General features: G+C 62.8%; 21 protein-coding genes and 1 pseudogene. All 22 read right to left on the reverse strand.

The genetic code is table 11. The annotated features are described in order from the left end of the window. Positions 1-33: 33 nt before the first annotated feature. A complete protein-coding gene (locus FVE66_RS08300) occupies positions 34-1,119 on the reverse strand; it encodes a tetratricopeptide repeat protein (RefSeq protein ID WP_151446923.1) in 1,086 nt (361 codons plus the stop codon). Beyond that, positions 1,116-2,009, reverse strand: coding sequence for an ExeA family protein (locus FVE66_RS08305; protein WP_151446924.1), 894 nt, complete (start codon positions 2,007-2,009; stop codon positions 1,116-1,118). The genes FVE66_RS08300 and FVE66_RS08305 overlap by 4 nt, the downstream gene beginning before the upstream one ends. A 157-nt stretch (positions 2,010-2,166) precedes the next feature. Beyond that, positions 2,167-3,684, reverse strand: a complete 1,518-nt coding sequence (gene purF / locus FVE66_RS08310) for an amidophosphoribosyltransferase (RefSeq protein WP_151446925.1) — start codon at positions 3,682-3,684, stop codon at positions 2,167-2,169. Between the two features lie 20 nt (positions 3,685-3,704). Further along, on the reverse strand, positions 3,705-4,193 hold the full coding sequence (locus FVE66_RS08315) for a CvpA family protein (RefSeq protein ID WP_151446926.1): 489 nt from the start codon (positions 4,191-4,193) through the stop codon (positions 3,705-3,707). 40 nt (positions 4,194-4,233) lie between these two features. Beyond that, positions 4,234-5,169 carry an SPOR domain-containing protein gene (locus FVE66_RS08320; RefSeq protein WP_151446927.1) on the reverse strand — a complete coding sequence of 312 codons (936 nt, stop codon included), beginning with the start codon at positions 5,167-5,169 and terminating at the stop codon, positions 4,234-4,236. 17 nt (positions 5,170-5,186) lie between these two features. After that, positions 5,187-6,485, reverse strand: a complete 1,299-nt coding sequence (folC, locus tag FVE66_RS08325) for a bifunctional tetrahydrofolate synthase/dihydrofolate synthase (protein WP_151446928.1) — start codon at positions 6,483-6,485, stop codon at positions 5,187-5,189. 76 nt (positions 6,486-6,561) lie between these two features. Next, positions 6,562-7,434 (reverse strand): acetyl-CoA carboxylase, carboxyltransferase subunit beta, encoded by an 873-nt coding sequence (gene accD, locus FVE66_RS08330; protein WP_151446929.1) that lies wholly within the window; start codon positions 7,432-7,434, stop codon positions 6,562-6,564. Positions 7,435-7,632: 198 nt separating this feature from the next. Beyond that, on the reverse strand, positions 7,633-8,430 hold the full coding sequence (gene trpA, locus FVE66_RS08335; protein WP_151446930.1) for a tryptophan synthase subunit alpha: 798 nt from the start codon (positions 8,428-8,430) through the stop codon (positions 7,633-7,635). Positions 8,431-8,444: 14 nt separating this feature from the next. Beyond that, complete coding sequence (gene trpB, locus FVE66_RS08340) at positions 8,445-9,698, reverse strand: tryptophan synthase subunit beta (protein WP_151446931.1); 1,254 nt, start codon at positions 9,696-9,698, stop codon at positions 8,445-8,447. A gap of 26 nt (positions 9,699-9,724) precedes the next feature. After that, positions 9,725-10,390 (reverse strand): phosphoribosylanthranilate isomerase, encoded by a 666-nt coding sequence (locus FVE66_RS08345; RefSeq protein WP_151446932.1) that lies wholly within the window; start codon positions 10,388-10,390, stop codon positions 9,725-9,727. Next, a complete protein-coding gene (gene truA, locus FVE66_RS08350) occupies positions 10,387-11,208 on the reverse strand; it encodes a tRNA pseudouridine(38-40) synthase TruA (protein ID WP_194164363.1) in 822 nt (273 codons plus the stop codon). Before truA ends, FVE66_RS08345 begins: the two co-directional genes overlap by 4 nt. A 139-nt stretch (positions 11,209-11,347) precedes the next feature. Further along, on the reverse strand, positions 11,348-14,149 hold the full coding sequence (locus FVE66_RS08355; protein WP_206668729.1) for a motility hub landmark protein FimV: 2,802 nt from the start codon (positions 14,147-14,149) through the stop codon (positions 11,348-11,350). 334 nt (positions 14,150-14,483) lie between these two features. Next, the gene (gene asd, locus FVE66_RS08360) at positions 14,484-15,620 is read right to left on the reverse strand and encodes an aspartate-semialdehyde dehydrogenase (RefSeq protein WP_151446933.1); all 1,137 of its coding nucleotides are present in this window, start codon (positions 15,618-15,620) and stop codon (positions 14,484-14,486) included. Between the two features lie 66 nt (positions 15,621-15,686). After that, on the reverse strand, positions 15,687-16,760 hold the full coding sequence (gene leuB, locus FVE66_RS08365) for a 3-isopropylmalate dehydrogenase (RefSeq protein WP_151447255.1): 1,074 nt from the start codon (positions 16,758-16,760) through the stop codon (positions 15,687-15,689). 31 nt (positions 16,761-16,791) lie between these two features. Next, complete coding sequence (leuD, locus tag FVE66_RS08370) at positions 16,792-17,439, reverse strand: 3-isopropylmalate dehydratase small subunit (protein ID WP_151446934.1); 648 nt, start codon at positions 17,437-17,439, stop codon at positions 16,792-16,794. 86 nt (positions 17,440-17,525) lie between these two features. Beyond that, a complete protein-coding gene (locus tag FVE66_RS08375; RefSeq protein ID WP_151446935.1) occupies positions 17,526-17,657 on the reverse strand; it encodes an entericidin A/B family lipoprotein in 132 nt (43 codons plus the stop codon). A 39-nt stretch (positions 17,658-17,696) separates the two neighbouring features. Then, positions 17,697-19,097: a 3-isopropylmalate dehydratase large subunit gene (leuC, locus tag FVE66_RS08380; RefSeq protein ID WP_151446936.1), complete on the reverse strand. Its 1,401-nt coding sequence runs from the start codon at positions 19,095-19,097 to the stop codon at positions 17,697-17,699. 159 nt (positions 19,098-19,256) lie between these two features. Then, complete coding sequence (locus FVE66_RS08385) at positions 19,257-20,090, reverse strand: M48 family metallopeptidase (RefSeq protein WP_166454477.1); 834 nt, start codon at positions 20,088-20,090, stop codon at positions 19,257-19,259. Further along, a complete protein-coding gene (locus FVE66_RS08390; RefSeq protein WP_151446938.1) occupies positions 20,087-21,253 on the reverse strand; it encodes an MFS transporter in 1,167 nt (388 codons plus the stop codon). The genes FVE66_RS08385 and FVE66_RS08390 overlap by 4 nt, the downstream gene beginning before the upstream one ends. A 139-nt stretch (positions 21,254-21,392) precedes the next feature. Next, positions 21,393-24,329, reverse strand: coding sequence for a bifunctional diguanylate cyclase/phosphodiesterase (locus FVE66_RS08395; protein ID WP_151446939.1), 2,937 nt, complete (start codon positions 24,327-24,329; stop codon positions 21,393-21,395). 96 nt (positions 24,330-24,425) lie between these two features. Beyond that, entirely contained in the window at positions 24,426-25,514 is a 1,089-nt protein-coding gene (aroC, locus tag FVE66_RS08400) for a chorismate synthase (RefSeq protein WP_151447256.1), read from the reverse strand. Between the two features lie 151 nt (positions 25,515-25,665). Beyond that, positions 25,666-26,985, reverse strand: a pseudogene (locus tag FVE66_RS08405) (MFS transporter); the annotation flags it as partial. Positions 26,986-27,000: the final 15 nt, after the last annotated feature.

Below are 27,000 nucleotides of genomic sequence, written 5' to 3' on the forward strand. Positions count from 1 at the left end.
GCTGCAATGCATGCAGCGGAGCCCGGCGCAACATCAGCGCAGCTGCTCGAGTCGCTGCTGGACGAAGGCCTTCAGCTCGGCCGACAATCCGCCGGCAGCCTGGGCACGGGAGAAGGCCTCGCGCGCCTCCGACACCCGGTTCTCCGCCTGCAGCGAGATACCTATCCCCATCCACCAGACGCCGTTCTGGGGTGCCTTGCGCAATGCGTTCAGGTAATAGTCGATCGCTTCCCGATGACGATTCTCCTTTTGCAGCAGCCCCGCCATGAAAGCATGATATTCAGGACGCTCACGGTCATACGGCAGGCTGCGCCCCAGCGTGTCGATCGCCGCCTTGGTCTCGCCGCGATCGAGCTGGATGCGGGCCAGCATCATCGCCAGCGAGCCGTTGGCGCGGTTGGCATCAAGGCCTTCCTGCAGGCGTTGCATGGCTTCGTCCAGCCTCTTCGCCTCTACCAGCTGGCTTGCCAGGCTCTGCCGCGCCGGCACATGGCCCGGATCGAACTTGAGCGCCAGCTCGAAGGCCGCGATCGATTCGGCCGAACGTCCCTGTTGCGCCAGCCCGCCACCCCGCTTGTATTCATTTTCGGCTTGCTGGCGGGGAGTGGGTTCCTTTGGCGCGGCGCGTTCATTCGGCGCCTCGACGACTGCTGGCACCTGTGCCGGCGGTGCCGGCCTTGGGAGGCTGCTGGTGGCACCGGGAGATGGAGCCGCCGCGACAGCCGGGGCCAGCGCCGCTTGCACTACCGGCATCGTGCCCGGCCCGGTGGCCGCTAGCTGCCCTGCTGCAATGCCCGCTGCCGTGCCCGCCACCTCGGCAGCCGGCAATGGTTCGAGCGGCGCCGGTTCGACTGCCAGCAGTGCGGCGGAAATCTTCAGTGACAGTTCCGGCGGCAGGTTCATGGTGCCCGGCTGCACGGGGGGGCCTGCGAGCCGCTGCCAGGCGACATAGCCAGTCGCAGCGGCGCCGGCCAGCGCGAGCGCTGCCAGCATCCAGGGCAGGCTGCGGCGCGCAGGCGGCAGCGCGGCAGCACGGACCTCCCGATGCAGTTCACCGGTCTCTGCCGGGTTCGCCGGGCGCGCTTCCAGCTCCTGCAGCATCTTGTTGATCAGGCTCATTCGATAACCATCCAGACGACCGACACCACGCCGGTAACGAAGACCGCCACCGACAACCAGGCCCAGGGCGGCTGGAACTTCTGCAGCGCGGTAGGCGTATCGCCGGCCGCGGCTCGGACATGGGACGGGTCGACCATTTTCCTTCTTTCACCAAATGCCGCCATCAGCGATTTGTGGGCAAGTATGTTGAGCAAGCGGGGCACGCCGCGGCTGGCAGCATGCAGGGCTGCCAGCGCACCGGGGCTGAACAATGCATCCTCGACACCCGCGACCTGCAGGCGGTGTCGCACGTAAAGCGCAGCTTCGGCGCGATCCAGGAAACCGAGGCAGTACTGGAAGGTAATGCGCTGCCTGAGCTGCCGGATCGACTCATCCTCCAGCTTGCGATCGAGCTCGGGCTGGCCGAACAACACGATCTGCAGCAGCTTGCGCTTTTCAGTCTCGAGGTTGGTCAGCAGGCGCACCGCTTCCAGGGTCTCGATCGGCATTGCCTGCGCTTCATCGATGCATAACAGGACCCGCTTGCCATCCCGCGCCAGCATCAGCAGGCGGTAGTTGATTGCCTTGAGTATCTGGAATTCGTCCAGGTCGCGCGACACCGGCACCCGCAGCTCCTCGGCCAGCGCCGACATCAAGCCGCGCGGCTGCAAAAGCGGATTGGGAATATAGGCAGTCACGAACGACGGATCAAGAACCGACATGAATTTTCGGCACAACAGCGTCTTGCCGGTACCCACTTCGCCTGTGATCTTGATGAAACCCTCGCCGCTGTTGGCGGCGACCAGCAATGTATTCAGCGCGCGCTGGCTACTTGGGCATGGATGGAAATAACTGGTGTCGGGCGTGATGCCGAACGGGAGTTCGCGCAAGCCGAAGTGGGTGGTATACATGTCGAAGACATATTACTTCAAGCCATCCCCCACCGGAAGGCTGACAGTGGCTGCGACTGAAATCATGGAGACGTCGGATCAGCCAGGCGTGACCCGAGCTCTCCATGAAAGACACCGATGCGCCAGCCGATCGTGACCAATCAAGCAGCGACGCCGCTCAATCAACCCGAGCCAGGTTCAGGTTCAACTGTGAACGAACCACGTCTTCAAGGACAGGCTTGGGGTGATTACGGGCGTACTCGATGCGATCAAGGTAATCGCGCGAAATGTCGCCGGTGATATAGATGCCATCGAAGCACGAAGCTTCGAAGCTGTTGATCGCCGGATTGACATCCGAAATCGAACGCTTCAGGTCCGCCAGGTCCTGGTAGATCAGCGCGTCGGCGGTGATCTCGCGGCAGATTTCCTCGTCGGTACGTCCGTGCGCAATCAGCTCGTCGCGGGTCGGCATGTCGATGCCATAGACATTCGGATACTTTACAGGCGGCGCCGCCGACGCAAAGATCACTTTCTTGGCGCCCGCTTCGCGCGCCATCTGCACGATCTCGCGGCTGGTAGTGCCGCGCACGATGGAATCGTCGACCAGCAGCACGTTCTTGCCACGGAATTCGGATGCGATCGCATTCAGTTTCTGGCGCACCGACTTCCGGCGCACTGCCTGTCCGGGCATGATGAAGGTGCGGCCGATGTAGCGGTTCTTGATGAAGCCTTCGCGGTAGCTCAGGTTGAGCTTCAGCGCCAGTTCCATCGCTGCCGGCCGGGACGAGTCGGGGATCGGCATCACGACATCGATTTCGCCGGTGCGGAACTCGCGCCGGATTTTCTCGGCCAGGTATTCACCCATCTTCAGCCTGCTGGCGTAGACGGATGCGCCATCGATGACGGAATCCGGACGGGCCAGGTAGACGAACTCGAATGCGCAGGGGTTGAGCGTCGGATTCTCGGCGCACTGCAGGTTGTACAGCTTGCGATCGTTGTCGATGAAGATCGCTTCGCCCGGGATGATGTCGCGCAGGAAGCGGAAGCCAAGGCCTTCAAGCGCCACCGATTCGCTGGCAATCATGTATTCCGGCCCGTTCTCGGTCTCGCTGAAGCCGATGCACAGCGGACGGATGCCGAACGGATCACGGAAAGCCAGCAGGCCGTAGCCGGCGATCTGCGCCACCACCGCATAGGATCCGCGCACCCGTTTGTGAAGCTGGCTGACAGCCCGGAAAATGGTCGCCGGATCGAGCGAAAAACCAGTCGCGGCTTCCTGGATTTCATGCGCCAGCACATTCAACAACACTTCAGAATCGGAGTCGGTGTTGATGTGGCGCCGGTCGTTCTTGAACATCTCGATCTTGAGCTGTTCCCAGTTGGTCAGGTTGCCGTTGTGGGCCAGCGTGATGCCGAACGGCGCATTGACGTAGAACGGCTGCGCCTCTTCTTCGTTGGATGAGCCCGCAGTTGGATAACGCACTTGGCCGATACCGGCATTTCCAGGCAGCGAGCGCATGTTGCGCGTACGGAATACGTCGCGCACCAGGCCATTCGCCTTGTACATCGAAAACGTGTCACCGTGGTTGGTCGCAATTCCGGCAGCGTCCTGTCCCCGATGCTGCAACAGCAACAGCGCATCGTAAATCTGCTGATTGACGGCGCCATGTCCGACCAGGCCAACTACTCCACACATAGTGGACTCCTAACGAAAATTCAAAATTTCACATGACTGGCGAGGTCGCCAGGCAAGAAAGGCTTGATGGTGCGGGCCGCTGTTTCAGTCAGCGGACTGAGCACGGCCTCTTTCCAGAACGGCTGCTGTGGAATCGCAGTCATTCCGCTCAACAGCACGCCAGCCATCACGATCACAATTCCGCGCGCCAATCCGAACAAACCACCGAGCCCGCGATCGGCCACAGTCAGCCCGGCCGCCTTGATGAGCGCTTCGATTGCCATCGACAGCAACATCATCAGTATCCGCACACCTATAAATAGCGCCACAAACGCCACAATCAAGCGCGTCAGCGTTCCGGGTATCGATGCCGGCAGCATGCCCGCCAGCGTTTCCCCGTAGGCATTGGCCAGGATGAAAGCAACGATCCAGCTGATCAGCGACAGTACTTCCTTCACCAGACCGCGCAATGTGCTGATGACGACCGAACAGACAAGCACGAACAGCACCAGATAGTCGAAGACGGTCACAGTCCGCCCCCCATCGCACTGCCCTCTTCCCGCAACCGGGTCAAGCCGGCACCAGCGTTCCGTTGAGGCCAAGCTTGTTCAGCTTTGCGCGGACTTTCTCGGCTTCCGCCTTGCCCTGCACTGGCCCGACCCGCACGCGGATCCGTTCGCCCGATTGCGTTGCGACTTTCTGCGTATGGGATTTGATACCCGCCGCCTTCAACTTGTTCTGCAATTCATGCACCTTGTCGGCCGAAGCGAGCGCGGCGACCTGCACCACGTAACGTTCGGAACTCTCGGCCCCCGGCTTGACCTTCTGAAGCACCGGATCGGCTTTCCCGTCCAGCAGGGCACGGGCACGGGCGTCGTCGGCTGACTTCGCATCCGGTTTCACTGCAGGCTTGGCAGGGGCCTCGGGCTTTGAATTGACCTGCGCATCCGGCTTGGCCTGCGCGGCCTGGACTTTCGAATCCTTCGCATCTTTAGTATCCGGCTTGTTGCCAGCGCCCGCATCAGCCTTCGGCTCCGGGGGCAGATCGGTGGCGGCCGCTCCCGCGGCAGCCGCTGCCGCCGTAGCTGCCCCTGCAGCCGCTGCCGCCGTAGCTGCCCCTGCAGCGGCTGCCGCCGGTGCCACGATTTCCTCGCGCTTGTCGAGGGAGGCAGAGGCAGGCAGTGAGGAGCCCGCCGGACGGGAGGATGCGCCTTGCCGGGTCTTTTCCTTGGATGGGATGTCGATCGAGATGTCGTCGGCGAGCGGCTTGGGTTCGGGGTCCAGTATCATCGGCAGTCCAATGACGGCCGCCATCACCAGCGCCACCGCGCCGAGCAACCGGCGCCGTGCGCGCTGCTTCTCGGGCAGGACCGGATCGATCGGTTCGTTCTCCGTCTTCCGCTTCCTGGACCGCCCGCGGGCGGTGCCCGCGTCTTCAGCGGCGCGGGATTCGTACACGCTGTCGTCGGTGGATTCCTTCTGGCGGCGGAACGAAAAAATGCCCATCGAACAGTGGTCCCCAATCAATGAAATGCGGTATTGCGAGCTTCCATCACGCCAGCAACCGTGAAGAAAGATCCGAAGACCACAATTCTATCATCCTCCCCTGCCGCGCTTAATGCCATATGGAAAGCTTCTGCCGGCGACGAAAAGCTTTTGATGCTTCTATCCTGCTTCGGTTCAATGCTTTCTGTCACGCCCGCTGCCGAAAGGGCCGATTCCAGCTGCTCGGTGCTGGCGGCGCGCGGTAGCGGCAGCGCAGTCAGGTACCAATGATCGATCCGAGTGTTCAATTTGGAAACAATGCCCGCAATGTCCTTGTCCTGCATGCAACCGAATACCGCATAGGTGTACCGGTAAAAGCCCATGTTGTCGAGATTATGGGCCAGTGCCGCTGCAGCATGCGGGTTGTGCGCCACATCGAGGATGACGGTCGGACGCCCGGGCAGCACCTGGAAGCGGCCGGGCAACTCGACCATCGCGAGGCCGGTCCTGATCTCCTGTGCGCCAAGCGGCAGGCGCAGCCGTAGCGCCTCGCAGGCGGCGATGGCGGCAGAGGCATTCAACAACTGGTTTGCGCCGCGCAGCGCGGGGTAGCCGAGCGAACTGCGGCGCTGGCTGCGGCCGCCATAATTCCATTGCTGCTTGTCGCCCGAATAATTGAAATCGCGGCCAAACAACCACAGGTCCGCCCCGATTTTTTCGGCGTGATCGATCAGCGATTGCGGCGGCTGCGGATCGCTGCAGATGGCAGCCCTGCCGGCGCGGAAAATGCCTGCTTTCTCGAATCCGATCGCGTCGCGCGTCTGGCCGAGATACTCGGTATGGTCGATGTCGACACTGGTCACGATCGCCACGTCGGCGTCGATCACATTCACGGCGTCCAGCCGGCCACCCAATCCCACTTCCAGGATCACGGCGTCCAGGCCGGCTTGCGAAAACATCCGCAGTATTGCCAGCGTGGTGAATTCGAAGTAGGTCAGCGAGACTTCGCCGCGCGCCGCTTCCACCGCCTCGAAATTCTCGATGAAGGCCTGATCGTCGGCGCTTTCGCCATTGATGCGCGCGCGTTCGTTGAAATGCAGCAAATGGGGCGATGTGTACAGCCCGACCCGATAACCACCCTGCATCAGGATAGCCTCCAGCATGGCGCAGGTCGATCCCTTGCCATTGGTGCCGCCGACAGTAATCACCGGGCAATCAAAGGCCAGCCCGAGCCGGCGAGCAACCTCGGCCACGCGCTCCAGGCCCATGTCGATTGCCTTGAAATGCATGGTCTCCAGCCGCTTGAGCCAGTCTGCGAGTGAAGAAGGAGTTTGCATGGAGATCACTTGAGGATGCATCGGAAATTAAAAAGCCCGGACCGCGGGGTCCGGGCTCGGGAAGCGGGGAGGATGGTCAGGCAATCACGTCGACAGACTGGTTCTGCAGCAGCGCCAGCAGGCGCGCGATCTCGTCACGCATCTTGCGGCGATCGACAATCATGTCCACGGCCCCTTTTTGCATCAGAAACTCGGCACGCTGGAAACCCTCTGGCAGCTTCTCGCGCACGGTATTCTCGATCACGCGAGGACCGGCGAATCCGATCAGCGCCTTCGGTTCGGCAATCACGACATCGCCCATGAATGCGAACGATGCGGACACGCCGCCCATGGTCGGATCGGTCAGCACCGAGATGAACGGCAGCTTCTTCTCCGACAGCAGGGTCAGCATCGCGGTGGTCTTGGTCATCTGCATCAGGGACAGCAAACCTTCCTGCATGCGCGCACCGCCGGTCGCGGTGACGCAGATGAATGGCACCTTCTGCTCCAGCGCAGCCTGGGCGCCGCGCACGAAACGCTCGCCAACGACCGAACCCATCGAGCCGCCCATGAATTCGAATTCAAAACAAGCCAGCACCACCGGCAGCGCCCGGATCGAACCGCCGACCACGACCAGCGCGTCGGTCTCGCCGGTCGACTCGATAGCGTCCTTCAGGCGATCCGGATATTTTTTGCTGTCCTTGAACTTGAGCGTGTCGACCGGCAATACCTCCTGGCCGATCTCGTAGCGGCCTTCGGCATCCAGCAGCGCGTCCACGCGCTCGCGGGCACGGATGCGCATGTGGTGGTCGCACTTCGGGCAGACATGAAGGTTGGATTCGAGGTCGGTACGGTAGAGCACTGCCTCGCAAGACGGGCATTTCACCCACAGCCCTTCGGGGACGGAGCGCCGGGTCGACGCGTCAGTGCGCTGGATGCGCGGCGGCAGCAGTTTTTCCAGCCAGCTCATTTGGACCTCATTTTTCTGGTTTCGAGTGGTAATTCGAATGTAATTCAAATGCAAATTGCCAAGTGCCAAGTACCAGGTACCAGGTACCAAGTACAGGACCTGACGATGGAGACCGCGCATTGTAGCGTCCCGATGGTCCGCAGCCAACCCGCCGGACTTGCCCGGGTCAGGCAATGCCGACGGCGCCCATCTTACACCTCAGGCATCAAGGGCGCGGCGGATACCCGCCAGGAAGCTTTCGGCGGCATCGACCATCTGCTCGCGCGGATGATTTTCCATTTCCTGGATGATGCGGCTGCCGATCACGACTGCATCGGCGACGGTTGCGACCGCACGCGCGGTCTCGCCGTCGCGAATGCCGAAGCCGACGCCGATCGGCAGCTTGACATGACGCCGGACCGCGGCAATGCGCTGCGCAACGTCGTCGATGTCGATATTGGCCGCCCCGGTGACGCCCTTGAGCGAGACGTAATAGCAAAAGCCGCTGCCGAGCTGGCCGACCTGGGCCATCCGTTCCTCGGTCGAGGTCGGCGCCAGCAGGAAGATCGTATCCATGCCGTTTTCATGCATGGTCTGCGCATACTGCTCGCACTCCTCGGGCGGATAGTCGACCACGATGGTAGCGTCCACCCCGGCCTCCTTCGCAGCAGCGATGAAGGCCGCCTGCCCCATATGCTCGATCGGGTTGGCATAGCCCATCAACACCACCGGCGTGGTGGTGTTGGTCTGGCGGAAGGTCCGGACGTAACCGATCACGTCCGTGATCGACACGTTGAACTTGAGCGCCCGCTCGCAGGCGCGCTGGATCACCGGCCCTTCAGCCATCGGGTCGGAAAACGGCACGCCCAGTTCCAGGATGTCGGCGCCGGCGCGAACCAGCGCATGCATCAGCGGAACGGTGATCGCCGGATCGGGATCGCCGGCGGTGATGAAGGGAATCAGGGCCTTCTTTTTCTGCGCCGCGAGGGCGGCAAATGTCGGTGCTATGCGGGACATGCTGGATCGCCTTCTCAGATTTTTTTCTTGTCGAATTCGGCGACCGTGTGCATATCCTTGTCGCCCCGGCCGGACAGATTGACCAGGATGGTCTTGTCCTTCGGCAGCGTGGCCGCCAACTTGGCCGCGTAAGCCAAGGCATGGCTCGACTCCAGCGCCGGGATGATGCCTTCGATCCGGCAGCAAGTATGGAAAGCGGCAACCGCCTCGTCGTCGGTGACGGAAACATACTGCGCCCGTCCGGAGTCCTTGAGCCACGCGTGTTCCGGACCGACGCCGGGATAGTCCAGGCCAGCCGACACGGAATGGGTTTCGATGATCTGCCCGTTCTTGTCCTGCAGCAGGTAGGTCCGGTTGCCGTGCAGCACGCCGGGCGTGCCGGCCAGCAGCGCTGCCGCATGCCTGCCGGTCTCCAGGCCGTCGCCTGCCGGTTCCACGCCGATCAGCTTGACGTCCGTCTCGTCGATGTACGGATAGAAAATGCCCATTGCGTTCGAGCCGCCGCCGACGCAGGCCATCACGTAATCCGGCTGGCGGCCGGTCATCTCCGGCATCTGGACCAGGCACTCCTGCCCGATCACGGACTGGAAGTCGCGCACCATCATCGGGTACGGATGCGGTCCGGCGACGGTACCGATGATGTAGAACGTGTTCTCGACATTCGTCACCCAATCGCGCATGGCTTCGTTGAGCGCATCCTTGAGTGTCTTCGAGCCGGACTCGACCGGCACCACCTTGGCGCCCAGCAGCTCCATCCGGTACACGTTCTGCACCTGGCGCCGGGTGTCCTCGCTGCCCATGTACACCACGCATTCGAGGCCGAAGCGGGCGCAGATGGTCGCGGTGGCGACGCCGTGCTGGCCGGCCCCGGTTTCGGCAATCACGCGCGGCTTGCCCATGCGCTTGGCCAGCAAGGCCTGGCCCATCACGTTGTTGACCTTGTGGGCGCCGGTGTGGTTCAGGTCTTCGCGCTTGAAGTAGATTTGCGCGCCGCCCATCATGTCGGACCAGCGCTTTGCGTGGTAGATCGGGCTGGGACGCCCGACGAAATGCTTGAGCTCGTAGCGGAATTCCTCAAGGAATTCCGGATCGTCGCGATAGTGCGCGTAGGCGCTTTTCAGCTCGTCGAGCGCATGCGTCAGGGTCTCCGACACGAAGCTGCCGCCATAGGGGCCGAAATGGCCGCGTGCGTCCGGCAGGTTGTAGTGGGCGGCATGGTACAAGGCCTGCCCTTCCGGATGGCTATCGAGTGCAGTAAGTTCTTTCATGAAATTCCTCGGGTATCTTGTTCAGTTCAGCTGCCGGCGTCCGCATTGCGGACCGCGCGAACGAAGTCGTGCATCTTGCCGGCGTCCTTGATGCCCTTCTCGCGCTCGATGCCGCTGCTGACATCGACCGCATACGGGCGCAGGCGCGCCACTGCGTCAGTGACGTTGTGTGTGTTCAACCCACCACTCAAAACGACCCGAGGCGCGAGTTCTGCAGGAACGAGAGACCAATCGAAGACCTTTCCGCTGCCGCCGTAGGCGTCGACCCAGGTGTCGAGCAGCAGTGCTGAAAAATAGGGGCTGGCAGTGCGATATGCCCGTTCGCATTCTAGCAAATCATCGGGCTTCGTATCGGGCGCGACGCGCAGCGCGCGCAGGAAAGGCCGGCCAAGCGCGGCGGCAATGCCGGCACATTGTTGCGGCGTTTCATCGCCGTGGAATTGCAGCAGTCCGAGCGGGACCTGTTGCAGCACTTCCCGGACCTGTTCCAGGCTGGCATTGACGAACAATCCAACGACGGTGATGAAGGGTGGCAGGCTGCTGGTCAGTTGCCGCCCCTGCTCCGGCGACACGTAACGCGGACTCTTGTCATAGAACACCAGGCCGATGGCGTCGGCCCCTGCATCCACTGCAGCCTGGACATCTTCCGGCCGGGACAGGCCGCACAGCTTGATACGGGTACGAGGTTTCATGGATGAATGCCGAGCTGGGGAAAGGCGCTGCGCGCGGCTTGCGGCAACTGCCATTTCGCGTCGTAGTCTACTCGCGCCAGGTAAAGTCCGTCAGGAGAGAATGTCGGGGCAGCCTGGTGCCGGTCGCCGCCGTCGAGCAGTTCTGCGATCCATTCCGGCGGGTGCGAACCATTGCCGACGTAGATCAACGAGCCCACGATATTACGCACCATGTGGTGCAGGAAAGCGTTGGCCCGCACAGTGAAGACCAGCATGTCACCCTGGCGCGTCACTTGTGCCTCGTGCAGCTCCCGGACCGGGGTTTTGGCCTGGCACTGGGCCGCGCGGAATGCCGAAAAATCATGGGTGCCCGTCAGCAGCCTGGCGGCGTCCTGCATCCGGACTTCGTCCAGCGGACGAAATACCCAGCCGGCACGCTGCCGCAGCAGCGGCGAGCGAACCGGGTTGTTGTAGATCAGGTAATGGTAGGTGCGGCCAGTCGCACTGTAGCGGGCGTGGAACTGCTCGTCCCCGAACTGCGGCAACGGATGCGCCCAGCGCACCGCGATTGACGGCGGCAGGTTGGCATTCAGGCCCCTGACCCAGGACACCGTCTCGCGGTGCACATCCGTGTCGAGGTGAACCACCTGCTCCAGCGCATGCACGCCGGCATCGGTCCTTCCCGCGCACTGGACGTGGATAGCCTGGCCGGTAAATTTGCGCAAAGCCTGCTCCAGGATATCCTGGATTGCGTCGCGCGATGGCTGGGTCTGCCATCCTTTCCACGGCGAGCCGTCGTACTCGATTCCCAGCGCAATACGTTTCAAATCCGTTTCCATCTCCGCTCCATGTCGGCACGGAGCATGCCAGATTCCTCGGAGAAAAACAAAACGTGCGCCCCGCGAGGAGCGCACGTTGGCGAATGCAGACTGGCCTGGCGCGGCTGGTTCCGGCCCCGGACGTCAAGCTGACGCGGACTCAGCCGATGTTGAGCAGCATCGCTTGCGCCGTTGCGACCTGGTCCGGGGTCCCGCCCTTCAGGACTTCGGCCAGCAACTCGCGCGCACCTTCGGTATCACCGATTTCCTGATAGGCCAGGGCAAGGTCGAGCTTGGTCGCCATCTCGGCATTGCCGGCGACCGCTTCGGCAACTTTCGGCTCCTCCGCGGCAGCAGTTGCCTGGGGATCCAGTTCGAGGCTGATCGAGGACAGGTCGAATCCGGCTGCCAGCGACGCCCTGTCCGACGCTTCATCCAGCGGTTGCGTCAGCGCAGGAATGCCGACTTCCAGCTCCTCCGGCTCGTCGTCCATCCCGTCGATCGCAGGAAGAGCCTCGACTGGGCGCGGCTCCACCGGCTTGAGCAAGTCAAAGTTGAAGTCGAACGCCGACGGCTCGCTTCCTGCATCCACGACCGGCGCCGCGATTTCGTCGGAGAGGGCCGGTAGCGACTCGGACGCGATCTCCGGTTCGGGGGCTACAGACAAGGAAGCATCGGACGAAAGATTGGACGAGGTACCTGACGAAAGAGCGACCCGCTTGGGGGTCAGGTCGCCGAGGTCAAAGTCGAAGTCCAGCGTGTTGCCTTCGCTCGCCGGTTCGATGCGAGCATCAGGTGCCGCCAGTGCCGCTGCAGCGCGGACTGGCTCCGGCGAGTCGAATTCGAGCAGGTTGGTGTCGGCCGGGGCTTCCACGGCAGCGACCGGCGCAGTGGCTTGCGCAGCCACCATTGCCGGCGCCGGGGCCGCAGGGGCCGGCGCGTCATCGAACACCAGCCCCTCGCTGTCATCCTGCCCTTCTGCATGAGCGCCGCTGGTGGTATTCAGCAAGGCATCGAGATCGAGATCGTCGGTGCCGGCCCTGGTCACTGGAGCGGCCGCCTGGCCGTCCTTGCGTGCATTGGCGTACAACGGATTCGCAGGATCGATCGTGGCGCCCAACTCCACTGCATGCTCCCACTCCGGGCATTCGCCCTTGGTCATGCTGTACAGCTCGCTGGCAACGGTGTCGAAGGCGCGCAAGTCCCTGCGGCTGGCATAGATCTCAAGCAGCTTGAGACGCACCGCATGACGCTCGGGCTGGGTGCGCAGCGCTTCCCTGAGAATTTCCTCCGCCTGGGCATCGCGGCCATAGGCGATATAAACGTCCGCTTCGGCAACCGGATCCACTTCGTTGGTATCGAGCTGGCTGGCGGATGGCGTGAAGCTGGAGTTGAACACGCTGTTGTTGGTGTCCACGCTCTGTCCGCCGGTGGTGCCGAACAGCGAGTTCGTCTTCATCCCGGTTTCGGACAGTATCGCGCTGTCGCTGAATTGTTTTCTGAGCTCGCGGCGCTTGCGCCCGATGCGTATGCCAAACCACGCCAGCGCTGCCAGCAGCAGTCCGCCGGCACCAAGCAGCAAGGGGTTGTCCAGCACTTCCTCGACCAGAGTCGGCGGCGGCGGTGGGGGCGGTGGAGCAATCTTTGGCCTGGCCGGTGGCTTGACCGCTGCCGGGGCCGGCGTCGGACCCGCCACGGCGGCGGCGGGCGGCGTTGATCCCGGCCCCGATGCTACGGGCGCTGCGGGAGCAGGTGATGCACCGGCGGGGGCCGGCGCGCCTGCGGAGCCTGCGGCTGCGCCCGCTGCCATCGCGGCATCGGGCTTGCTGCCTGCCTGCTGCTGTTGATCCGCCATGCCCTTGTTCTTCAGCTCCAGCAGTTTCTGCAGGTCGCTGACATTCTTTTCAAGTTCCCTGACACGCCCCTGGGCATCGGCTGCTGCCTTGTCACGCGCAATCTTGTCCTCGGGGCCCGCCGCGGCGCCTTGCGCCAGGCCGGAACTGGATACGGTCAGCCGGTCTTTTGCGGTATTGGCAGGGGTTGCCTGCTCTTCGACGCGGGCGGTGATCTTGCCGCCAGCGGTCTGCCCGGCTTCGGCCGTGCCACGCGGGGCGGCGGTCGCAGCCTGACCCGCCAGCTTGGCGCGGTAGCTGTTGAAATCGGCAGCCTGGGCCACGATCACGCCACGCGCCTCGCCCTGGGTTGTCGAACCCGCAGACTCGCTGTCCGGCACTTTCAGAATCTGGCCGCTACGCAGGCGGTTCATGTTGTTGCCGGCAAATGCATCAGGGTTGGCCCGGTACAAGGCAACCAGCATCTGGTCCAGCGACACACCCTCCGGCTTCAGATCGGCGGCAATCCTGCCCAGCGTATCGCCGCGCTTGACCTGTATCTCCTGGCCGCTCGTTGTCCCGGGGCTTGCGGCCGGCGCCGGCCGCCGCGCGTTTTCGGCGGACCCTGCCGCAGTACGGCGCGACTGGGCGCGCGTGGCCGGGTCGGATTTTGCGGGCCTTGCAGTTTTTCCAGCGGCAGCGGCATCCTGGCTGGCTGGCGCTTGCCCGGCGGCAGGTGCCTGGGCAGTCTGGGCCGGCTGGACACTACGCAATTCAGGCGGATCGAGCAGGAAGGTGTATTCCCGCACCAGGCGGCTATTGGCGCTCGTGACCTCCAGCAGCAGGTCGACGAACGGCTCGTTCAGCGCCTTGGCCGAGGTAATGCGAACGACGTGACGGGCGCCGCGCTGCTCCACTGCAAAACGCAGGCCGTACAGCGCCGGATTGAGCTCGATATTGGCCTGCCGGAAGGCTTCGAGGGGAGCGAGCTTGACCGCCAGGCCACTGGCCTCGTCACGGCCAACCGAAGTCAGCTCGATCTCCGCATTGAGCGGCTGTCCGAGGCCGGACAAGACGGTAATCTTGCCCAGACCGGCGGCGGAAGCGCCCGAAAACATGGCGGCAGTCATGACCGCGACACCCAAGGCTTTGATGCGGAAGTGTGGGCGGCGTGGTGGGGTGGTGCATTTATCTTTGGCTGGCATGTCTTGGCAGTGTTTTAACGTGGCCCGGCATGATTGCAGGCATCGTTTGTCCTTGCTGGCAGGGGCAAGTTTCACCTTATCATCATGAACTTAGCCCTGCAAGCGCAAGCAGGTTCGCAGCTTGTGCAATAGACGCAAGATGCTGTCTTCATGAAAACAGAACGGGCTGAAACGTTGCCTCGAAACAACGATTCAGCCCGTCAGTTACTACCGGAGCCAGTCTGCGGCAAGTCTGCCGTGCGTCCGCCTTTCTTCCCGCTCAGGACTCCAGGACGATGCGCAGCATGCGGCGCAATGGCTCGGCTGCGCCCCAAAGCAACTGGTCGCCGACCGTGAAAGCGGACAGGTACTCGCCGCCCATCTGCATCTTGCGCAAGCGGCCAACCGGAATGCTCAGGCTACCGGTGACAGCAGCCGGCGTCAGGTCCGTCATCGACGCTTCGCGCGTGTTGGGCACCACTTTCACCCACTGGTTATTGCTGGCGATGATGTCGTTGATTTCGTCCAGCGGCACATCCTTCTTCAGCTTGATGGTCAGCGCCTGCGAATGGCAGCGCATGGCGCCGATCCGCACGCACAGGCCGTCAACCGGAATTGCCGCAGGGGCGGCGGCGCCAAACCCCTCGCCACGACCGAGTATCTTGTTGGTTTCCGCGCCGCCCTTCCACTCCTCGCGCGACATGCCGTTGCCCAGGTCCTTGTCGATCCAGGGGATCAGGTTGCCGCCCAGCGGTACGCCGAATTGCTTCACTTCGCCGGCATCCATCGAATGCTGGCGGGCCAGGATCTTGCGGTCGATTTCGAGAATTGCCGATGCCGGATCGGCCAGCAGGTCCCTGACTTCGGCGTGCAGCGTGCCGAACTGGGTAAGCAGTTCGCGCATGTGCTGGGCGCCGCCGCCGGAAGCCGCCTGATAGGTCATCGACGTCATCCAGTCGACCAGGTCGTGCTGGAACAGGCCGCCCAGGCCCATCAGCATGCAGGAGACGGTGCAGTTGCCGCCGATGTAGTTCTTCACGCCATTGCCAAGCGCGCTCCGGATCACATCCAGGTTGACCGGATCGAGCACGATGATCGCATCATCCTTCATGCGCAGCGTCGAGGCGGCATCGATCCAGTAGCCATTCCAGCCGGCTGCGCGCAGCTTCGGAAACACCTCGGTCGTGTAGTCACCGCCCTGGCAGGTAAGGATGATGTCGCAGCGCTTGAGCGCCTCGATATCGTTCGCATCCTGCAGGCGCGTCTCGTTCTTCGCCATCGACGGCGCGGCGCCTCCGGCATTGGAGGTCGAGAAAAACAGAGGTTCGATATGAGCGAAATCGCCCTCTTCCTGCATGCGCTGCATCAGTACCGAACCCACCATGCCGCGCCAACCAACCAGGCCTACCAGTTTCATCATCTTTCCCTGAAAACGCTGCGGGGGTTTCCCGCATCAAAAAACGTACTTGCCACCGCCATCATGTCAACTGGCCAGCGCCTTCACCACAGCATCGCCCATTTCGACTGTGCCGACTTTGGTCGTGCCAGCCTCGTAAATGTCGGCGGTGCGCAATCCTTGCGCCAGCACTTTCTTCACTGCGGCCTCGATCCGGTCCGCCTGCGCCGCCCGGTCCAGCGAATACCGCAGCATCATGGCCGTCGACAGGATGGTTGCCAGCGGATTGGCGATACCCTGCCCCGCTATGTCCGGCGCCGAACCGTGCGACGGCTCGTACAGGCCCTTGTTGTTGGCATCGAGCGAGGCCGACGGCAGCATCCCGATCGAGCCGGTCAGCATCGCTGCGGCGTCGGAAAGTATGTCGCCGAACATGTTGCCGGTGACGATGACATCGAATTTCTTCGGCGCCCGCACCAACTGCATCGCCGCGTTATCGACATACATGTGATCGAGCGCCACGTCCGGATATTCGCGGGCGACGTCGGTCACGACGTCTTTCCAGAACTGGAACGTCTCCAGCACGTTTGCCTTGTCAACGCTGGTCAGCCGCTTGCTCCGCTTTTGCGCCGTCTTGAATGCAACGTGGGCAATACGACGTATCTCCGGCTCGCTGTAGCGCATCGTGTCGAAGCCCTCGCGTGCGCCCTTGAAAGGGCCGTCCGGCGCTTCGCGCATGCCGCGCGGTTGGCCGAAATAGATGTCGCCGGTCAGCTCGCGAATGATCAGGATATCCAGGCCCGAAACCACTTCCGGCTTGAGCGTGGAGGCGCCGGCCAGCTCCGGGTACAGGATCGCAGGACGCAGGTTGGCAAACAGTCCGAGATTCTTGCGCAGGCCGAGAATCGCCTGTTCAGGACGCAGCGGGCGGTCCAGCTTGTCGTATTTCCAGTCGCCGACCGCGCCGAACAGCACTGCATCGGCTTGTTGGGCGAGCTTGAGCGTGCCTTCCGGCAAGGGATGGCCATGCGCCTCGTAGCCGGCGCCGCCGACCGGCGCCGTTTCCATCTCGAATTTTTCATCGAGCGCGTCCAGCACCCTGACTGCCTGGGCTACGATCTCGGGACCGATGCCGTCGCCCGGAAGGATTGCAATTTTCATCGTGGTCATCGTCTTGTATCCGGTGTTTTTCTTAAATCGTATTCGCCAGCCACGGTTGGGCGGCAAGGTGGCGCTCTTCGTAGGCGCGGATCTTGTCCGCCTGACGCAGCGTCAGGCCGATGTCGTCCAGCCCGTTGAGCAGGCAGTATTTGCGGAAGGCATCGACCTCGAACGGAAAGACCTCGCTGCCGTTGGCAGTCGACACGGTCTGCTGCTCCAGGTCGATCACCAGGCGGTAGCCGGGGAATGCCTTGACCTCATTGAACAGGTGATCGATCTGACTCTCGGTCAGCACCAGCGGCAACACGCCGTTCTTGAAGCAGTTGTTGAAGAAAATGTCGGCAAAGCTCGGCGCAATCACGGCCCGGAAGCCGTACTGTTCCAGCGCCCAGGGCGCGTGCTCGCGCGACGAGCCGCAGCCGAAGTTCTTGCGGGTCAGCAGGATCGATGCGCCTTGGTAGCGCGGCTCGTTCAGCACGAAATCCGGGTTCAGCGGACGCTTGCTGTTGTCCATTCCCGGTTCGCCGTGGTCAAGGTAGCGCCATTCGTCGAACAGGTTGGGGCCAAAGCCGCTGCGCTTGATCGACTTCAGGAATTGCTTCGGGATGATGGCGTCGGTATCGACATTGGCGCGGTCCAGCGGCGCCACGATGCCATCAACTACGGTAAATTTGTTCATCTCGGTTTCGCTTCTGTGAGTGGTGCCGCCACGGCGTGGGAGCGTCAATGCGTCAATGCGTCAATGCATCAACGCTCCAGCCGGCTTCATTTCTTGGTCATCGACTGCACTTTTTCGCCGGCGCGCTGCACATCCTTGCCCATGCCGTCGATCGTGTTGCAGCCGCCCAGCAGCGCCCATACGGCCAGCGCCAGTACTACGGTGATCGCCTTTTTCATTGTATTTTCTCCCCTTGCTGTTTCATGGGCGCGCGCCGCTCAGGCGCCGCGCACATCGACAAAGTGTCCTTCGACCCCGGCTGCCGCTGCCATCGCAGGGCTGACCAGATGGGTACGCCCGCCTGCGCCCTGGCGCCCCTCGAAATTGCGGTTCGACGTCGAGGCGCAACGTTCGCCCGGTTCAAGGCGGTCGGCATTCATCGCCAGGCACATCGAGCATCCCGGCTCGCGCCACTCGAAGCCGGCCTCGCGGAAAATGCGGTCCAGCCCTTCGCGTTCGGCCTGCTCCTTGACCAGTCCGGAACCCGGCACCACCATTGCCAGCTTGACGTTCGAGGCGCGGAACTTGCCACGCACCACCGCTGCCGCCGCGCGCAGGTCCTCGATCCGGGAATTGGTGCAGGACCCGATGAAGACCTTGTCGATACGGATGTCGGCAATCGGCGTGTTCGGCTTCAGGCCCATATAGGCCAGCGCCTTTTCCATCGCGTCGCGCTTGACCGGATCCTTTTCCTTGTCCGGGTCCGGCACGCGGCCATCCACCGGCACCACCATCTCCGGCGATGTGCCCCAGGTCACCTGCGGCTTGACTTCCGCCGCATTGAGCGTGACCACCAGGTCGAAGCGCGCGCCGGCGTCGGAGTGCAGCGTGCGCCAGTATTCCACTGCCCGGTCCCAGTGCGGGCCGACCGGAGACAAGGGACGCCCCTTCACATAGTTGATCGTGATGTCGTCGACCGCGACCATGCCGGCGCGGGCGCCGGCCTCGATCGCCATGTTGCAGATCGTCATCCGGCCTTCCATCGACAGCGAGCGGATGGTGGAGCCGGCGAACTCGATTGCATAACCGGTGCCGCCAGCGGTGCCAATCTTGCCAATCACGGCCAGCACGATGTCCTTGGCGGTCACGCCCGGCGGCAGCGCGCCGTCGACCTGAACCAGCATGGCCTTCGATTTTTTCTGCAGCAAGGTCTGCGTGGCCAGCACATGTTCGACTTCGGAAGTCCCGATGCCATGCGCCAGGCAGCCGAAAGCGCCATGGGTGGAGGTGTGCGAGTCACCGCACACGACCGTCATGCCGGGCAGCGTTGCGCCCTGCTCCGGCCCGATCACGTGCACGATGCCCTGGCGGCGGTCGTTCATGCCGAAATATGCCAGCTGGTATTCCTTGGCATTCGCGTCCAGCGTCTCGACCTGCAGCCGCGATATCGGATCGGCAATGCCGTGGATGCGATCGGTGGTCGGCACGTTATGGTCGGCGACCATCAGGTTGGCCGCGTTGCGCCAGGGCTGACGGTGCGCCAGCTTCAGCCCTTCGAACGCCTGGGGGCTGGTGACCTCGTGCAGCAGGTGCCTGTCGATATAGAGGATTGCGGTGCCGTCGTCGCTGGTATCAACTACGTGGGCATCCCAAAGCTTGTCGTAAAGAGTTCTGGCCATGGTGTGACAGGGGGCGTGAGCCGTCTTCCGGAAAGCGTTCGATTATGCCATATCGTGCAATGCGGAACCACGCCTGCGGGGCCCGGCAGCGCAACGCCCGCAAATGACGGATCTGCAATGCCGGACCTGCAACGCCGGACGCGGTGCAATTGCAGGGCGCTACCGTTTCGACTGCTGATATAAAGGCATGACCCTGGCGGAGTAATTGGTCAGGTCGCTGATGCGGTCTTCGCGTGACGGGTGGGTCGACAGGAACTTCGGCGGCTCGCCATTGCTGGACGCGCCCATTTTCTGCCACAGGGTAATCGCCGCACGCGGGTCGTAGCCGGCGCGTGCGGCCAGTTCGACGCCGATGCGGTCGGCCTCGGTTTCGTGCGCACGTGAATTTGGCAGGCCGAGCAGTCCCATGTATGCGTATTCCATGCCCTTCTGTCCGAGGTCGCCAAGCCCGGCGACTGCGGAAATTATCTGGATACCCATGCTGGCGAACGCCTGTTCGGACGCCCGCTCGCGCGAGTGTTCGCGCAGCGCATGCGCCATCTCGTGACCAATGACCGCGGCCAGTTCCTCGTCCGTGACTTTCAATTTGTCAATCAGTCCGGTATAAACCGCGATCTTCCCGCCGGGCATGCACCATGCGTTGACTTCGGCTGAAGTCAGCACGTTCATTTCCCATTTCCAGTTGCGGGCATCCGGACGGAAAGCGCCAACCTGCTGTATCAGCCGGTTGGAAATCGTCCTCACGCGATTCACCTGCGCCGGATTACGGTTGACGTTGCCCTTTTTCTGCTCCTGGGCAATCAATTCCACATATTGCTTGTTGGCCGCCTGCTCGATCTCCTGCTCGGAGAACGCCATGCGCTGCGACCGACTGACGCCCACCACGCCGCCCTGGGTGGTCTGGACAGTCTCGCAGCCCGTGCCGATGATCACAGTCGAGGCCAGCATCAGGGCCCGAATCCAGTTCCTCTGCAGGTATTTTTTCATTTTCATTCCCCAATATTGCGCTGCCAACGATACGACAGAGTAGCGGCGCCGGCTCCGGCCAGGCAGAACAGTGCCGCCATCAAATAGACCGCCCGGGCGCCAAATGTATCCCAAAAAACACTGAGAAGGAGCCCCCCGGCGCTGCCGCCCAAGCCGTACGATACGCTGATGTACAAAGCTTGGCCCCTGGCCTGAAGCGGCCCGGAAAACCAGCGCTGCAGTGTCGCCACCGAAGCCGAGTGATGGACCCCGAAGGTGGCAGCGTGCAGCACCTGCGCAAGCAGCAGCCAGGCGAGCGACTCGGCGCCGAAGCCGATCATCAGGAAACGCACCACGCCAATCAACAGCGACGCGATCATGAGCCGTTCGATGCCGAAGCGGCGAAAGATCGGCGCCTGCCAGAAAAAGAAGGCAATTTCTGCGACCACGCCCAGCGACCACATCAGACCGATCACGGTCTTGCTGTATCCGATCTGCGCAAGATACAGCGAAAAGAACACGTACAAAGCGGCATGGGCGGCAATCATCAGGAAAGTCGACAGGAAGAAGGCCTGGACATCACGCTGGCGCAGCAACTCGGACAGGACGACACTGCAATGCTGCGACACGGGCGATTCCGATTCGCGCATGCGCATGGTGGCCAACAGCACCAGTGCCAGCAGCGCGATGGCGATCCAGGGGACCAGGCCGACGCCGTACCAGTCGAGCAGCTGCCCCGCCATGGAAACGGCAACGATGAATCCGACCGAGCCCCACAGGCGCAGCCGGCCGTAATGCGTCAGGTCGCCGCGCATCTGTGACAGCATCAGCGCCTCCGACAAGGGGCCGTGCGCACTGGTGAACAGGTTGAACAGGATCATCACCAGGAAAATCTGGAGGAATCCATTGGCCACGAACAGCCCGGAAAATGCAATCACGGAGGCGGCTGCTGTCGCACGCAGCACCATTACCCGCTGTTGCCGATGGTCGGCAATCCAGCCCCACAGGTTGGGCCCGAAGATACGCATCGCCTGCGTCAGCGACATCAGCAGGCCAATCTGGGCGGCCGACATGCCGTTCTCGGCAAAGTACAGGGTTCCATAGGGCGAAAATACCCCGACGTAGCCGTAGTAGGCGAACAGGAACAGCGCGAAACTGAAGGATTGGTCTGGCCAGGCAGGTCGTGTCACGAGCGGAATTCCAAGGGGCAGCGGTGACGGGGAGGCGGTATTCTACCCGCGATGCCGGGCCGCTCCGAGCCAAACCGCCGGGTCCGTGGCAAATTCCGGACAGCCAGGCTCCGGCCAGGGATTACAAGCTCGCCGGGTGTCAGTGGACCGGCAACATCGGCACCGGCCGGCGGGCGGCAATGTCGATGAACTCCTCGGCTGGCAAGGCCGGACTGAAATAGAAGCCCTGGTATTCGTCACAGCCATACTGGCGCAGTGTTTCCAGCTGCGAGAGCGTCTCCACGCCCTCGGCCGTCACACGCAGTCCGAGCGAATGCGCCATGCCGATGATTGCATGCACGATGGCGGCGTCATTGGTGTCGCCTGGAAAATCGTCGATGAAGGATTTGTCGATCTTGACGCTGTTGACCGGAAAGCGCTTGAGCGAGGACAGCGAGGAATAGCCGGTGCCGAAATCGTCGATCGACAGCGCAATGCCGAGGTTGCGAATGGCCTGCATCAGCTCCACCGCCCGTTCGCGGTTGTGCATCACCATGCTTTCGGTGATCTCGAATTCCAGCCGTGACGGACTGATGCCGACCTCGCGGATCACATCCTGCACCTCGGTTGCCAGATGAGCATCGTTGAACTGCAGGCCGGACAGGTTGATGGCGATCCGTCCAAACTCGACGCCGGCCTTCTGGAAGCGGACAACGTCGCGGCACGCAATATGCAGCACGCGCATGCCGATGCTTGATATCAGCCCGATCTCTTCTGCAAAGGGCACAAAGGCGGCCGGCAGCATCAGGTCCGTTTCGCCTTTGCGCCAGCGCACCAACGCTTCCGCGCCGACCAGGCGTCCGGTGGCCACGCAGATCTTTGGCTGATAGTAGACCAGGATTTCCTCGCGCTCCAGAGCCCGCCGCAGGCTCGATTCCAGCACCAGCCGGTTCACCGTATGCGTATTCATTTCCGGCGAATAGAACTGGTAGTTATTGCGGCCGATGGTCTTGGCACGGTACATCGCCACGTCGGCATTCTTGACCAGGGTGCCAACGTCATCGCCGTCGTCTGGAAAGAGTGCGATGCCAATGCTGACGCCTAGGTGACATTCCTGGCCCGCGATCTCGAACGGCTTGCTCGCTTCGTGCAGCAGCCGGGTGGCAATCTCGCTCAGGTAACGAAGCTCGCTGTAGCCCTGGAGCAGGATGATGAACTCATCGCCCCCCAGCCGGGCCAGGGTGTCCGGCGCCCGCAGGCAAGAGCGGAAACCCATTGCCAGGCTGCGCAACACGCCGTCGCCGGCGTCATGACCGAAGGTGTCATTGATGGTCTTGAATCGGTCGAGATCGAGGAACAGGACCGCTACCGGGATGCCGCTGCGCCGGGCATGGTCGAGCGCGTGCCGCAGGTGCTCGGTGTACAGCGCGCGGTTGGGCAGGCCGGTCAGTTCGTCATGGTGCGCAAGATGGCGGATATGTTCCTCCGAGCGCCGGCTTTCGACGACGATGCCGGCCAGGTCGATCGCGATGCCCGCCACCGCGCTGTCCCCGGGAGACCATTCGCCGCGCCGGTTGCCCAGCAGCAGGAATACGCCCAGCATTTCCTCGGGCCGGGCCTTGACCGGCCACGCCCCCATGCTGCTGAAACCCGCTTGCGCAATCGGCGCCGCAAGCTCCCGGGTTGCCGATCCGGATTCCAGTTCTGCGCGCAAGTCGGGCAACACCAGTTCACCCGCCTCCCCGAGCAGACACGGCCGCAACTGATCCCGGTACTGCACCACCCAGTTTGCCAGCACGCTCCTCTGATTTTCTGACAGGCTGGGGCCCGCAATCAGGGCCACACCGCCATCCTGGTGCAACAACAGGATCGCACCCCGCATACCGGGGAGGCTCGACTCGGCAAAGCAGATGATTTCATCAAGGATGTCCGGCAAGCCGGCGCCGGTCGTGACGATGTGCAGGATCCGGTTCTGCGCTTCCCGGGCGGCGATGTCGGAAACCAGGCGGGCATTGGCACGGTTCAGTTCACGGGTACGTTCCCCGACCAGGGTTTCGACTTGCCGCGAGCGCGAGCGCACGGCGTACAGGTAAATGGACAGTGTCAGCGTAGTGATCCCGCCAACGACAGCGGCGATGATGGAGCCGAGATGCGCCTCGAGCAGCGACGGATGGGGGGCCCTGACTGTCACCGCCCATTCCCGGGCTGCTACCCTGAAATAGCGGGTATAGGATTGCCATGACTGCTGTTGCTCCGCCTTGGGGGTGCCCCCCCGGGTCACTTCCGCCGTCGCATTGGCCAACTTCCAGGCGCCGTTTTCCGCAGAATACAAGCCCACCTGAAAACCCGACAAGGCACGATGCGCCGCCTCGGTCCTTTCAACCAGATCGCTGGCACGCAGCATGCTGGACACCCAGCCATACAGCATTTGCTGCCTCTGTTCGGGACTGGAGGGCTTTCCACGGTATAGGGGCAACAGCATCAGCACATGCGGCGAAGCTTGCCGGCCGTCGACCACCATATCGAACAAGGGGGTTGTCTGGACCGCTCCGGTCAGCGCCGATTGACGCACCGCCGGCATCAGCAATGGCGACGCGGTGTCGGCGTCCAGACCGAACACACGTTTCATCGGCGCGTAAGGCTCGAGATAGTCAATCACCCGGTAAGTCGGCCGCCGTCCTGCCGGGACCAACTTGCCGTCACGCGCCTCGAGCACCGAATAACCAGGAAACTGCCGCTCGCGTTCGCGCTCGAACTCGTCGCGATCCTGATCCAGCAGGTGGCGATATACGCTGAAGCCGCGTACATACGGCGTACGCGCGAGCAAGGCCGAGGAGAAGGCACTGAAGCGCTCCCGCGGGACGTCCAGTTCCAGCGCATTGAAGAAGTCTACTACCGAATGGAGGTCCGCCAACGCGGTATGCAGCGCGTTCTCGATGGCGTCGACACGCGCGGCAGCCTGTCCCTGGAAGCTGGCGAGTTCCAGCCCGCTCTCCCAGTCACTGACCCAATCCACCAGGACTGACGTACTCGCAATACCCCCAATAGCCAGCACCATTGCGGGCCATACCGGTGAAGCGCGAACCCTGGCAAGCATGCTCGATCTCCCGACGTCCACGGAGTGGCGCGGATAGGCTAATGCTAGATCAGCAATGCAAATGTTGCAACAGGAAAATTACTCCTGGCTGGAAGGTCAGCGCAGCCTGGGCGTATCGACCGCGACATCGCCGCACTGCGCCCGCAGGCGCAGCGCGTGGTCCATCAGCACGAGGGCCAGCATGGCTTCCGCGATTGGCGTGGCACGAATGCCGACGCAGGGATCGTGCCGGCCAAATGTTTCCACGATCCGGGGATTGCCTTCCTTGTCGATGGAATGGCGCGGTATGCGAATGCTGGAAGTCGGCTTGATGCCAAGCGATACCCTGATGGCCTGGCCGGTGGAGATTCCACCCAGCACACCGCCCGCATGGTTGCTGGCAAAGCCCTCTGGAGTCAGCTCATCGCCGTGCTCGCTGCCCTTCTGGGCCACGCAAGCGAAACCGGCGCCGATTTCCACGCCCTTGACGGCGTTGATGCCCATCATGGCGTAGGCAATTTCTGCGTCGAGCTTGTCATAGATCGGTTCGCCCAGGCCAACCGGCACGTTTTCCGCCACCACATCAATCCGTGCGCCGCAGGAGTCTCCGGCTTTGCGCAGTTCGTCCATGTAGTTTTCCAGTTGCGGAATGATATCGGCGTTGGCGGCGAAGAACGGATTGCCGGACACATGTTCCCAGGACTGGAACGGGATCACGTGCTCGCCGATCTGGCTCATGCAACCGTAAAACCGGGTGCCGTACTGCTGGTGCAGCCATTTGCGGGCAATTGCCGCAGCGCCGACCGCCGGCGCGGTCAGGCGTGCGGAAGAACGGCCGCCGCCGCGCGGGTCGCGAATTCCGTACTTGTGCCAGTAGGTGTAGTCGGCATGGCCGGGGCGGAAGGTTTCCGAAATATTGCTGTAGTCCTTGCTGCGCTGGTCTTCGTTCTGGATCAGCAGCGCAATCGGCGTGCCGGTGGTCCTGCCTTCGTAGACACCGGACAGGATCTGCACCCGGTCCGGCTCCTGCCGCTGGGTGACATGGCGCGAGGTGCCGGGGCGGCGACGGTCCAGCTCCGGCTGGATGTCGGCTTCCGACAACTCCATGCCGGGCGGGCAGCCATCGACCACGCAGCCTATCGCCGGGCCATGCGACTCGCCGAATGTGGTGACGCAGAAGTTCTTGCCTATGGTATTGCCGGACATGGTGGGCCTGGAAAATGCGTATGGATAGAGGCCTGATTCTACCAGTGTCATGCTGGAGCCGTCACCGCTCCGTCACCTCAGGGTTGCGCCTGGTCGGATGGGGATGCCCGGGATGGGTCGCGGTTGGGTCTGGGTCGGGTCCGGGGCGCCGCAAGATCCACGCCGCGAACCGCTCCGGGAACTCCGGCATCAGGATGAAAACGCTGATGGTCACCACAGCATTCAGCGCCGCCGTCACCAGGAATATCTGCGGTATCGTCAGCCCCAACCCCAGCAGCAGCATCGCCAGCAGCGCCGCTGCGACCATGAACAGCGCATTCAATATATTCATGCCGGCAATGGTGCGCGAGACGTGATCCGGGTCGCAGCGGGTCTGGATCAGCGCAAACAAGGGCACGATATAGAAGCCGCCGAAAACGCCGATCATCAGGCAGTCCAGCAACACCCTGATCCCGCCGGGCGCGAATGCCATGCCGGCCGCATCCAGCGAGCCGGTGCCGGTGAACCCGAGGCTGGCGAGGAACAGGTCGACTCCGAATAGGCTCAGTCCGATCGCACCGAGCGGCACCAGACCGGTTTCGATACGGCGTCCGGACAAGCGCTCGCACAACAGGGATCCAGCGCCAATCCCGAGCGAAAAAACCGTGAGCAACAAGACGAATACCGTGTGGTCACCGTGCAGATATTGCCGCGCATAGAGCGGAAACTGCGCCAGCACGATGGCGCCGTAGAACCAGAACCACGAATTCAGCAACATCGCCAGGAACACCTCGCGGTTGCTGCTGGAAAATCGCAGGTTGCGCACCGTTTCCTTGAGCGGATTCCAGCTGATCCGGAGCTTCGGCACCGCCGCGGGCGTAACAGGAATGCCGCGGCTCGCCAGCCAACCCAGTACGGCGATGGCAAGCGTGACGCCGGCCACCAGTGCGAGTCCCGCCGGTTTTTGCACCACCAGCACCGCCCCCAGCACTTCGCCCAGCAAGATGCCGGCGAAGGTTCCCATCTCGACCACGCCGTTGCCGCCGGTCAGCTCATCACGCCGCAAGTGATGGGGCAAATAGGCATACTTGACCGGCCCGAACAGCGTCGAGTGCAGCCCCATGCCCGCCACGGCAGCCACCAGCAGCCACAACTGATGCGCCAGCCAGCCATAGGCGGCGATGGCCATGATGACGATCTCCAGCAGCTTCACCCATTGGGCCAGGCGCGACTTTTCCAGCTTGTCGGCCAGTTGCCCCGCGGTAGCGGAAAACAGCACGAAAGGCAGGATGAACAGACCCGGGATCAGGTTGTTGAGCAGGCCGGGATCCATCGCCGTCCACGACAGCGCGTCGTAGGTAAGGATGGTCAGCAACGCAGTCTTGAATACGTTGTCGTTGAAGGCGCCCAGGAACTGGGTCCAGAAAAACGGCGCAAAACGCCGCTGGCGCAGCAGCGCGAACTGGCTTGGTCCGGGTCGATTTTCGGTCATTGCATCTGCGCGTCC

Source organism: Lacisediminimonas profundi (genome assembly GCF_008831265.1).
Lineage (GTDB): Bacteria > Pseudomonadota > Gammaproteobacteria > Burkholderiales > Burkholderiaceae_D > Lacisediminimonas > Lacisediminimonas profundi.

What these genes read in the sequence shown, in the direction of transcription:
- FVE66_RS08355 (WP_206668729.1), bottom strand. Translation starts at nt 14,149, where the DNA reads ATGACTGCCGCCATGTTTTCGGGCGCTTCCGCCGCCGGTCTGGGCAAG.
- leuD (WP_151446934.1), bottom strand. Translation starts at nt 17,439, where the DNA reads ATGAACAAATTTACCGTAGTTGATGGCATCGTGGCGCCGCTGGACCGC.
- FVE66_RS08375 (WP_151446935.1), bottom strand. Translation starts at nt 17,657, where the DNA reads ATGAAAAAGGCGATCACCGTAGTACTGGCGCTGGCCGTATGGGCGCTG.
- trpA (WP_151446930.1), bottom strand. Translation starts at nt 8,430, where the DNA reads ATGTCCCGCATAGCACCGACATTTGCCGCCCTCGCGGCGCAGAAAAAG.
- leuC (WP_151446936.1), bottom strand. Translation starts at nt 19,097, where the DNA reads ATGGCCAGAACTCTTTACGACAAGCTTTGGGATGCCCACGTAGTTGAT.
- truA (WP_194164363.1), bottom strand. Translation starts at nt 11,208, where the DNA reads ATGGAAACGGATTTGAAACGTATTGCGCTGGGAATCGAGTACGACGGC.
- FVE66_RS08305 (WP_151446924.1), bottom strand. Translation starts at nt 2,009, where the DNA reads ATGTATACCACCCACTTCGGCTTGCGCGAACTCCCGTTCGGCATCACG.
- FVE66_RS08300 (WP_151446923.1), bottom strand. Translation starts at nt 1,119, where the DNA reads ATGAGCCTGATCAACAAGATGCTGCAGGAGCTGGAAGCGCGCCCGGCG.
- leuB (WP_151447255.1), bottom strand. Translation starts at nt 16,760, where the DNA reads ATGAAAATTGCAATCCTTCCGGGCGACGGCATCGGTCCCGAGATCGTA.
- FVE66_RS08320 (WP_151446927.1), bottom strand. Translation starts at nt 5,169, where the DNA reads ATGGGCATTTTTTCGTTCCGCCGCCAGAAGGAATCCACCGACGACAGC.
- accD (WP_151446929.1), bottom strand. Translation starts at nt 7,434, where the DNA reads ATGAGCTGGCTGGAAAAACTGCTGCCGCCGCGCATCCAGCGCACTGAC.
- folC (WP_151446928.1), bottom strand. Translation starts at nt 6,485, where the DNA reads ATGCAAACTCCTTCTTCACTCGCAGACTGGCTCAAGCGGCTGGAGACC.
- purF (WP_151446925.1), bottom strand. Translation starts at nt 3,684, where the DNA reads ATGTGTGGAGTAGTTGGCCTGGTCGGACATGGCGCCGTCAATCAGCAG.
- aroC (WP_151447256.1), bottom strand. Translation starts at nt 25,514, where the DNA reads ATGTCCGGCAATACCATAGGCAAGAACTTCTGCGTCACCACATTCGGC.
- FVE66_RS08385 (WP_166454477.1), bottom strand. Translation starts at nt 20,090, where the DNA reads ATGAAAATGAAAAAATACCTGCAGAGGAACTGGATTCGGGCCCTGATG.
- FVE66_RS08395 (WP_151446939.1), bottom strand. Translation starts at nt 24,329, where the DNA reads ATGCTTGCCAGGGTTCGCGCTTCACCGGTATGGCCCGCAATGGTGCTG.
- asd (WP_151446933.1), bottom strand. Translation starts at nt 15,620, where the DNA reads ATGAAACTGGTAGGCCTGGTTGGTTGGCGCGGCATGGTGGGTTCGGTA.
- trpB (WP_151446931.1), bottom strand. Translation starts at nt 9,698, where the DNA reads ATGAAAGAACTTACTGCACTCGATAGCCATCCGGAAGGGCAGGCCTTG.
- FVE66_RS08345 (WP_151446932.1), bottom strand. Translation starts at nt 10,390, where the DNA reads ATGAAACCTCGTACCCGTATCAAGCTGTGCGGCCTGTCCCGGCCGGAA.